A 10,024-nucleotide genomic window follows, 5' to 3' on the forward strand; every position below is an offset into this window, starting at 1 on the left:
CGGCATTATTTACAAGGTAGCGGGCTTCATTAATCGCTAATGCCTTTTCTTGAAGTTCAATCGCCTGTGGTAGCTGGTTATTTTGTTTATAGCTCGATGCTAAGTTATTTAGGCTAGTGGTGTAATCTTCGGCCCACGCGGCGTTATTTTCAAGGTAAAGGGCTTCACGGATCGCTAATGCCTTTTCTTCAAGCTCAATCGCCTGTGATAGCTGGTTATTAGCGTAATAGCTCGATGCTAAGTTATTTAGACTGGTGGTATACATGTTGGCCCACGCGGCGTTATTTTCAAGGTAAAAGGCTTCAAGGATCGCTAATGCCTTTTCTTGAAGTTCAATCGCCTGTGATAGTTGGTTATTAGCGTAATAGCTTGATGCTAAGTTATTTAGGCTGATGGTGTATTTTTCGGCCCACGCGGCGTTATTTTCAAGGTAAAGGGCTTCACGGATCGCTAATGCCTTTTCTTGAAGTTCAATCGCCTGTGATAGTTGGTTATTAGCGTAATAGCTCGATGCTAAGTTGTTTAGGCTGCTGGTGTATTTTTCGGCCCACGCGGCGTTATTTTCAAGGTAAAGGGCTTCACTAATCGCTAATACCTTTTCTTGAAGTTCAATCGCCTGTGGTAGCTGATTATTTTGTTTATAGCTCGATGCTAAGTTATTTAGGCTGGTGGTGTAATCCTCGGCCCACGCGGCATTATTTTCAAGGTAAAGGGGTTCACTAATCGCTAATGCCTTTTCTTCAAGCTCAATCGCCTGTGATAGCTGGTTATTTTGTTTATAGCTCGATGCTAAGTTATTTAGGCTGGTGGTGTACATGTCGGTCCACGCGGCGTTGTTTTCAAGGTAAAAGACTTCACGGATCGCTAATGCCTTTTCTTCAAGCTCAATCGCCTGTGGTAGCTGGTTATTAGCGTAATAGCTCGATGCTAAGTTATTTAGACTGGTGGTATACATGTTGGCCCACGCGGCGTTATTTTCAAGGTAAAGGGCTTCACGGATCGCTAATGCCTTTTCTTGAAGCTCAATCGCCTGTGGTAGCTGGTTATTGGTTTTATAACTCGATGCTAAGCTCACTAGGCTGGTGGTGTAATCTTTAGCAAAGTGTGCCGGGTTCAAAGTAAAACATACCTCCAATACTTTTTGCTCTGTTACTTTAAAGAAAGTTAACTGCTCAAAAAAGGCGGAATTCAGGCTCATATCCGGTTTGCCATAAAAAGGTTGTTGTTTATGTTCGTGTGCTATTACCGAGAGTATTAACTTAAACAGTGTTTCTTTCGCTTGCTGATTTTCTTTGATAAACACAGTGTCCAGTAGGTATTCAACTTGTTTCTCAAGGAATATATTGAGTAAACCATGGCGGTACGTGTACTTGTCGCCGGTGAGCGCAAAGCGGCTTAATATTTCATAGACCTCATCGATAATAACGTAGTGCTCAGCGGTTAATCCGATTTCTTGGTCGCTCTGATTAATGTGCGCCCGTAATGGTGCAAGTAATACGTTGTTATTGTGTGCTATAGCTTCAAGCGATTTCTTAACTATGTCTGACGAAAAAGGGGCACCAAGCAAAGATGAAAAAAGTAATGTATTGACGGCAGCATTGCCATGCGTAGTAAAATGGATTTTTAATAGGTGCAAGCGCTCTTCAAGCACTGCATAAGCCATTAAATTAAACCGCTGCCCAGAGGCTAGCTCATTTACATGTGCTAATGAGTCCTTATATTTAGCTTGCAGAGTCGAAAAGGTCTCTGTTAGCGTTGATTCAATATTTTTAAGCTCTGGATTAAAGCGCAGTGGAGCATCTAAAATAAGTCGCTCGAACGTGTTTTCACCGTAGAGCTTTTTATCACACAGCATGTTGATGGTTTCAACTGCAAATAATGTATTGACCTCTGTTGCTTCATTACCTGACAGCGCGGTAAAAATTGAATTGGTCAATGCCGCATGTTGCGATGGCTCACCCTTGATTACCTGACTGATAAGCGCTTCAAGCACTGATTTATCAAAACCAGCCAGTGGGATAATAGCAGGGCGTAATTCACTTTCCACTTCTTCACTATAAGCTTCATAGCCTTTTACCTGGCACGCTTTCAATAGCTTTAATGAATAAGTATGTAACGATTGATGTGTAAGATGCTTATTAAAGACTGTGGCACCATCACTTGGACGTAATGTTGCAACAATATATAAATCAGGCTGCTGTAATAAACGCGTTAAGATATACTCGCTTGAAGTATCATCTATCCATTGCAAGTCATCAATGAACAGTACGATGGGTAAATTGTGAGAGCTAATACTTTTGAGTTTGATAAGGGCTTTATCTAATTTATCAAACTGCTGTTGTTTTGCATCACCCTGTTTATTATCTATATCTCCTATACCGATTTGCTGAACGTGTTGAATGTGTTTATCCACATTTATTCGCTGAAACCCACTATCAGCAACGGCTAATGCCTTGTCTGCACCAGAGAAAATGACACCAATAGCTTTGTAAGCATTGTCTTTTGAGGCCATGCTTTTTAAAAAGTTAACTCCTTTGTCTTTTAAGCCCACCAATAACTCAATACGCTTAGCTTCATCGATAATGCTCTTTTCTAATGAGCTAAGCCCCGTATTACTAGAACTATGCCCAACCTCATTCACGAGGGTGAGGGCAATAATGTCATCGTGCGCCTGAATGTTGTTTAAGTGTTGATTAACTAAGGCTGTTTTACCTATACCAGGCTCACCCGAAATTACAGACAGAGTAGTTGGCTGCCTGTCTGTAAAGTGCCTATTTAACTGTTCAAGCTCGTCGCGCCGCCCCACAAACAAGGATGACTTAACTGCGACCATAGGAATATCACTACTGGGCTTTTCTAACATGGCATAGCGCTGAGCAAAGCGTCGTTGTTCAACCAATAACTGTTGCTTGGGGTGTAATACTTCATCAACCTCACCATACAAACTAAATGCTTCATCAGTGTAGGTGTAAATAACAGAGAGCCCGATATGTTTATCATGATCTTTTTGATTTTTAGCAAAAGAAAATAACAATGAAAGTAAGCCAATTGAGCTGTTATCAAGTTTATGGGGGTTGTTGATATAAATAAGTTTCGGGGCATCTAGAGCAATCGCTAACAGCAGCTTAAAAGCTAACTGAAAGGCATCAATGCTTAGGCTTTTAGAAAAGGTGCTTGATAAGGCGGCCAGCTCGGACTTCGCTGATGAAGATAAGTGTAACTTCTGCAGGCTGATTTTATTAACAATATCGCCCAATTTAATACCAGCGCTATCACTTAATACACCCTCGACACCGCTGAGAATTGTCTTGGAAAGGTCAAGTTGATTGACGACGACATCTGTCAATAAACTGGAAAATTGTTCACTGGCCTCATTGAATAGAAAGTTTAAGCCTTTATCTAGATAGCTTCCAAAAAAATCATTTATTAACCCACCGCTGGCCATTGAAGCGGCCATTTTTAAAGACTCTTTAAGTGTCGCTAAATTCTTAATCCCCTTGACGTCGTCACGTAATTTCTCAAGGAGTATTTCAAGTAATAAAAAACGCTCCCCTGAGGCAACATTATCCCCATCAATAATGAAAATATTACTCCCTTTTTTTGAGTCTTCTTGGTTATAAATACGCTCGGCGAGTGAAAGAGGGAAGTATTTAGCATCTTCGCTCTGAAAGTTGTGTAGCTTTTGTATTTCTTTTGCCGTTAGCTCAATGAGCAGTGGCGTTTTTTGAGAGCAGAGCAAGTCATTATAATAATTAGAAAGGTATTCAGGATGTGACATTAATTTAAATTCCTTTTAGAGTGGGGAGGGCGCATTGGTATTTTTATCCATTCCATGACTACTCAAAACATTGGTCGTTTTCTATTGACTGTTAAAAACGTTTCGTTAAACAGTAATAAACTTAAAAACAGTATTAATACGTGTATCGAGAGAAATGTATTAATAGAACTTACTGCTCAACGTATTTTAAATCAAGTATTTGAAGGGAATCTATGAGTGGCTTTTTGCCATTACTTTGTATTCAGCTCTAAAATCAGCTGAGGGCTTTAATTTAAGGACACTAGGGCGTGTTGATCTTTGCGGTATGAAAAACAAACAGCATGAGAGTAAGGTATAATTGAATTCGCTAAAAAACGTTACACCGAACCCTCATGGCAAGATTAATGCTAACAGACGCGACATGGAATGTCTTATCAAAAGTAATGCACTTAAGTGGTCGAATTTATAATAAGCCTGAGCATAGAAAAACGCTCGAGGGCATACTCTATAAGATGCGTACCGGTATTCCTTGGCGAAATTTACCGTCTTATTTCGGCTCGTGGAGTGCTATTTATAGACGATTTAATTTATGGTCCAAAAAAGATATTTTGAATGAATTATTTCGTGTGTTATCCCACTATGCTGATATGGATTGGATCTTTATTGATGGCAGTATTGTCAGGGCTCACCAGCATAGTTGCGGTGCAAGAACCGCTGACAATGAATCAATCGGTAAGAGTCGAGGTGGCAATTCGACTAAAATACATCTTGCAGTAGATAGCGGAGGATTGCCTGTTTATTATGAATTATCCTGTGGAAATACGCATGATATTGTCCATGCAGAGTCACTTGTAGCCAATTGCCCAACGAGTAATGTGGTTGTCGCAGATAAAGGCTACGATAGTGAAAAACTAAGAGAGTTCATTCGTGATAATAACGCTACACCCGTTATTCCACGCAAGGATAACAGTTTAGTGGGTAATGAAGATATTGACTGGTGCATATACAAATATAGGCACTTAGTTGAGAATGCCTTTGGTCGGATAAAACAATATAGAGGGATAGCCACAAGGTATGAAAAGCTTGAACGGAATTATCATTCCATGCTTGCTTTAGCATTCACTATGATGTGGCTACCAATGTGGACTGATTAATATATATACTACAAAGAACAACAGCCCCTAAACAATGCATCAATAAATTACACGGTAAAACCTCAAGGCAAAGGTTCAACTTTGCATATAAAACTTTACGACAGATAGCCAATGAAAATGAAATTTTAGTGTTTGAAGATTTAAACGTACAGCGATGCAAAAGTTTAATGGCAGTATGCTGGCCGCCAAAGTCATGTCGCTAATCACTCAGCTTTCAAGTATAAAGCTAAGCTATAGAAGCCTATTGCTCGACACGAGGTGGCGTCGATGGGTAGTTCACTTAGCCATCACTCAATCATCGAAAAAATGGGCTATGCTAAAAAGAAATTGGAAATCGGCCTTGAATCACTTCATGATTGAATTCGAAGACCGCATTTCGGACTATATTTAAAATGGGTACTTACACAGATATTGTTACAGGGCCACCCTTTAGTGAGTTTTAATTATCACGCATATTGATATTTTCATTCAATAGTTAAGCATTATCTCGTTCCTACTGATTGAGCTAAAGCAAATTTTCTATACTAACTTTAATACAACTCCAACACGGCTATTAAACTGATTGTGGTCAAATTAGTCATATTACTAATATATTGACAATGGAGGCCATTTGAATAAGGGTTTCAAATGGCCCATTTTAACATCTATATAGCGGACTCTGTATTACAGTAATTAGGCTTGCTAACAGGGCCTGACATTTGGACTATATTGCCACAAGCTCCTTGTGAGCATGCTTGGACACCAACAACTATATCTAAAGTTTGGTCATATATTTTTTGAGGTGAATTAACAGTTTCTTTGTAAACCATTTTATCGTTTTCTAACATATATAATTTATATGTTATGTTATCGGTTATACCTCCTAATTGACCCCAAGTATATTTAACCGTATTACAGACATTAGTAAACTTATCCATTTGTGTTAACCACTGAGTTTTATCTTCAGAGTTATAGTCTTCGTAGCGATGAACTTTAGTATACTTATTAATAGTAGGTAGGCTTGGAATTGCATCCATTATATTCCCCATATCAACAGCGCCACTGCCACAACCCAGTTGTCCACACAGTGAATTATGTGTATACCCTTGGCCATTTGCAATTAACATCTCCTCAACCTGTAAAGGGGTTAGGTGGTTATAAGTTAATAATAAATTACTTACTCCGGCGACAATATTTGGTGTCGCCATGGAAGTACCACTGCCTCGAAAATATAACTGTTCACTAAATTCATCACTAGACAGCATCCATACAGAGCTCCCCGCAGCCATCACATCTATATGCTCACCAAAGTTTGAAAAACTAGCTTTACTGCCATCAAATTCTGTTGCGCCAACTGTTATAACATCATTACAAGCAGCGGGTAAAAAAGTCTCTGCATCAGTGTTTGAGTTACCTGCAGCAACCACAACGACTACGCCACTTTCTCTCGCTTTAGAATAGATTGCTTGTCTATACTCATCACAGCCTGTCGCTGAAGAACCACCTAATGATAAGTTAATAACATCTACCTTTTGTTTAATATCAGGCACGCCAGGAACACTTTCACCTGACATCCACGCCACTGCATCTAGAGTGTTTGAGGTATTCCCATTACCAAAACAATCCAATACGCGCGAATAGACCATTTCAACGTTGTTAGAGTCAACGGCACCCGTAACACCAACACCATTATTACTTTCGGCTGCAATCAAGCCAGCAACACTTAGCCCATGACCATCATGGCAAAGAGTGCCATCAGCTAAGAATGCTAAATCGGTAGGATCATTATCGCGTATTTCTGGCTCTGCTAACAATGCATCTTCTGAGGTGACAAAGTCATAGCCTTCAATAAGTTCACCTATATCTTCATGAGGGAAGTACCCAGTATCGGCAACACCTATGCGAATTTTTCTGCCCAAGTTGTTAACGGTCAGCTCACGCATTTTCACATAATCTTGGCCATAGTGATTGGTTAAGGTACGTGGCTGAAAATAAATCTGTTTGTCAAAATAAGGATCATTATAATTTTGTTTTGACACCGGGGTATCTATCATTACATTTTCAAAGTCGCCTGACGCGAGTAATTTTAGAACTAGTTGCTGAGCTTCTAACGAAGAGAGTGTATTGACCTGAATTAAATCAGCACCTAAAGCCATTGAACGCTGATGCGAAAACTTTAAATTATGATCATTACTAAGCGATATCATTTTTGCTGTACCATAAGCAGTATCAATGGCGCTTGATACATTATATTTATATTTAACGCTCGACAGACTCATACTTGATAGTTGTGCTTCTTTTTTGAGCACGCTTTCAAGCTTTGGATCCAATAATAGTGAATTGTGTATATTCTTATCTTTAAAAGTCACAATTAAATTAAACGGTTTCTGTTTAACCTTCCCACTCTCAACTTGCATATTATCAACTGTTACTGATGCCATTAAAGGAGTTGACAGCATAAGTATTGCGGGTAACACAATATAGTTTTTCATTTTTAATTCCTTTTATTTATGCTCAAACACGGTGGCTGTATCTGCTACTGACTTTTCGATGATTGCATTTAGAAATGAATATTCATCAGAAAATACAAATTTGCCATCCACATACTCGCCATATTTTACGTTACCAGCAAAACGGCTATACAGATTGTTTTCTGTATCATATAAATTTAGTATTTCTTCAAATTCAAATGTCGGGAGTAAATTATTAGAGCGTAGCCCTAATTCATTAACGAGTACTTGTGCATTTCGGTTAAAGAATGTCTCAGCAGATTGTATCTGTGAATCGATTAATTCTTTATATGACTCAGCAGTTTCTTCACCCCACGTTTCATCTGTACCAAGGACAGTTCTAGCTTCAAATGTATAGATTGAACTCACTGCAATACTATAACTACTTGAATCTGTAACCTTAGCTGCTTGATTAAAATATGTAACTTCAGAGTGATTCAACAGGTTGTTGTTTTCTAACACTTGCGTATAAAAATCGGTTAGATATTGATACTCCTTTAGCGCACTAAGCTTATTATGAACTATTTGCAGATAATCCAAATTTTCTTTTTCGTAATCTCCCATTACGTGAGAAACCATGAACCTAAAGGCACCATAATCAGATGAATTGATATTTGCATCTGTATAAGCTAAAAAGATACCAAATTCTTCACCAATCTGTGCGTCACCAGGATCAACGGTTATTGTGTTATTAATATCGTCTATGGTGTAACTAAATATTTCAGCATCGCCGAACCAAACTCGGGTATTTAACAGATCTATCTCTATTTTTTCAGGGTCGTCGTCAGTAAAGGTGATTTGAAATTTGGTCGGTGTATTGATAGGTAATACACCAAAAGCGCTGATACTATTATTAATTGATATTAAAGGCTTGCTATTAATTGGATCTGCCAATCTTAAAACAAATGTTTTTATACTGCTTTTGGTGCCATTCGTTACTTGTAAACTTAATAAAAAATCAAAATGTTGCATACCAATAGGCATAGATCGTGTTGTTATAACGAAAGATCCATCTTTTTGATGAAAGCTTTCAATCATATCGATCACCGCATCGGCGTAATTTACGTCATTACTTTCTAAGCTCTCAATAGACCATGTTAATGATTCATTGGTCGTTGAGCTTAAATTTACTGGTATCACATTCTCTTTATAGGTTTCTACAGCAACAACTCCTTCGCTATTAGTTGGCATAGTTATCTCCATAACGCCCTCTAAAACGGGTACATCTAAAACAGATACAGTAAGTATTTTAGTGAGTGATTTACCTGTTTCAGCGTTATTAATAGTGATAGTTATGTTAACGTTTTTATCTTCTAAAACTTCAGCACCCGTAACGTTTAGTGTGTTATCAATACGTTCTACAGAGGCTATAGCGGGATTGTCGGACACCACTGTGACGGTGCCATTTTTAGATTCAAATGTAATGCCGCCACTTTCTTGCTCATTGATAGTTAGATTAGCGGCAGAAAGTTCAAGCTCTACTTCAGGGATGTTTTTTATTAATACATTAAGTGTACCTGACACTTCATCGGTACCATCAGATGCAACTATTTCGATAGTTATTATGGTGTCTTCATCAACAGCTTGGGCTGTAAGGCTGACTACGCCGTCAGTTTCAGAAATAACCACTAAATTAGGATGTGACGAGGTTATAGATAGCGAAATAGGATCATTATCCGCATCACTAACTGTGATTTCTACAGCGCTAGTCTCTAGCTCATTAAGCTCTAATGACGTACTAAAGCTTAAAGTTGGTACGTTATTTTTAGGTGGTTCTATTACTGGAGGTGGAGGAGATATGGGCTCTGCAGCTTTATCCTCGCCTCCGCCTCCGCCTCCGCACGCACTAAGCTGAAGTAAAAATGCGCTAAATAATATGCCTTTAAATAATTGTTTCATTTCCCTTTTAACCTTCTTATTTTAATATACGGTTTCGAAGTAACGTATGTATCTATTTTTTAATCTAATAAAAGTAGCTTAACCAGCAACACCATAATAAAAATGACTTTTAGTATCTGACCACCTTTAAGTTTTTTAAGTAAAACACAGTAGATGTAACGTGATATTTGATTTTTTTAAGTATGTACTAATGGTAATTAACGAAATGAGTTTTATATGGCAATTAAAATAGAATAATAAAAGTCATTAAATTAATTATAAAAATACACGGGTTCAGGTTAGAACTTACAAACTGTGTATGTGAATTAAAGTATTAAATAAAATATAGTTATTTCATTAAATGCTATGTCTTAATTAAAAAGAAATTATTGCTATATGTGGTTTTTTTTGATCGAGTAGTATAGAAGTTAGATGCTTTGATATAATCATTATAATTCCTTTTTTACTATGTCCCAACCTTGGGAAATAAATTACACATTCAATTTAACATTAAATTTATTTAAGTTAAATAATTATATTGTTATTTCTACGTTATTTATTGCAATTTTTCCAGTCGCGTATTTAAGCAGCGAAGAGTGTGTAATCCCCCCCATTTTTAATAGAGGCTATCTGTAGAACTTCCGTTGTTTAACTTTTCCAGTCTTTGTATGGGTGTTATGCCACCTATGCCCATGTTAGGGCGTTCATTATTATAAGTCCATAACCAATCGGTAGCTTTATCTTGT

The 10,024-nt window shown here is 37.9% G+C and carries 4 protein-coding genes; 1 reads left to right on the forward strand and 3 read right to left on the reverse strand.

Going from position 1 to position 10,024, the window contains the following annotated elements; all coding sequences use genetic code 11:
- Positions 1 to 3,778: tetratricopeptide repeat protein (locus tag GQR55_RS18935; protein ID WP_166421831.1), on the reverse strand; the 3,778-nt coding region annotated here is incomplete at its 3' end.
- 371 nt (positions 3,779 to 4,149) lie between these two features.
- On the opposite strand from GQR55_RS18935, the gene GQR55_RS18940 reads away from it, so the two are divergent.
- A complete protein-coding gene (locus GQR55_RS18940; RefSeq protein WP_166421832.1) occupies positions 4,150 to 4,911 on the forward strand; it encodes an IS5 family transposase in 762 nt (253 codons plus the stop codon).
- Positions 4,912 to 5,555: 644 nt separating this feature from the next.
- Here GQR55_RS18940 and GQR55_RS18950 read toward each other — a convergent pair.
- On the reverse strand, positions 5,556 to 7,382 hold the full coding sequence (locus tag GQR55_RS18950; RefSeq protein WP_166421833.1) for a S8 family serine peptidase: 1,827 nt from the start codon (positions 7,380 to 7,382) through the stop codon (positions 5,556 to 5,558).
- 12 nt (positions 7,383 to 7,394) lie between these two features.
- On the reverse strand, positions 7,395 to 9,299 hold the full coding sequence (locus GQR55_RS18955) for a hypothetical protein (RefSeq protein WP_166421834.1): 1,905 nt from the start codon (positions 9,297 to 9,299) through the stop codon (positions 7,395 to 7,397).
- Positions 9,300 to 10,024: the final 725 nt, after the last annotated feature.

The organism is Pseudoalteromonas sp. Z1A8, assembly GCF_011378855.1.
In the GTDB taxonomy this organism is placed as follows: Bacteria; Pseudomonadota; Gammaproteobacteria; order Enterobacterales; family Alteromonadaceae; genus Pseudoalteromonas.

What these genes read in the sequence shown, in the direction of transcription:
- GQR55_RS18940 (WP_166421832.1), top strand. Translation starts at nt 4,150, where the DNA reads ATGGCAAGATTAATGCTAACAGACGCGACATGGAATGTCTTATCAAAA.
- GQR55_RS18950 (WP_166421833.1), bottom strand. Translation starts at nt 7,382, where the DNA reads ATGAAAAACTATATTGTGTTACCCGCAATACTTATGCTGTCAACTCCT.
- GQR55_RS18955 (WP_166421834.1), bottom strand. Translation starts at nt 9,299, where the DNA reads ATGAAACAATTATTTAAAGGCATATTATTTAGCGCATTTTTACTTCAG.